Source organism: Dyella sp. ASV21 (assembly GCF_016428975.1).
Classification (GTDB): domain Bacteria; phylum Pseudomonadota; class Gammaproteobacteria; order Xanthomonadales; family Rhodanobacteraceae; genus Dyella.
The window spans coordinates 1-336 of record NZ_JAELTT010000289.1; the positions used below are offsets into that span (position 1 = coordinate 1).

Sequence of the window (336 nt, forward strand, 5' to 3'; positions counted from 1 at the left end):
CGGTGTTCCAGCCGTCGCGTGGATGGCCGTCCATATCGAAGGCCCAGCCGGGTTGCAGGCGCGGGTCATCGCCTTCCACCTCGGCGACGTGGGCCTGGGCGCGCAAGGCCAGCAGGCGCGTTTCCGTGTGCAGTTTGCCGGTGGTGTCGGTGGCGTCCGGGTAACGGCCGGGGTAGCGGTAGATGGCGTAGTCGCTGGCGGGGTGGTCCAGCGAGGCGGCCCGGTGGGTGGTGGCGTGGTTGAAGCGCGGGTGGTTCTCGCTGTAATCGTGCTGGGTCACCTGGGCGGTGCGCACCTGCTCGGTGTACTGGAACCGCCACAGGCAGGGCATGGCCT

The 336-nt window shown here is 69.6% G+C and carries 1 protein-coding gene; it reads right to left on the reverse strand.

Annotated elements, in window-relative coordinates; genetic code table 11:
• A partial coding sequence (locus JHD67_RS21725; RefSeq protein ID WP_199101204.1) for a contractile injection system protein, VgrG/Pvc8 family occupies positions 1-336 on the reverse strand: 336 nt, incomplete at both ends.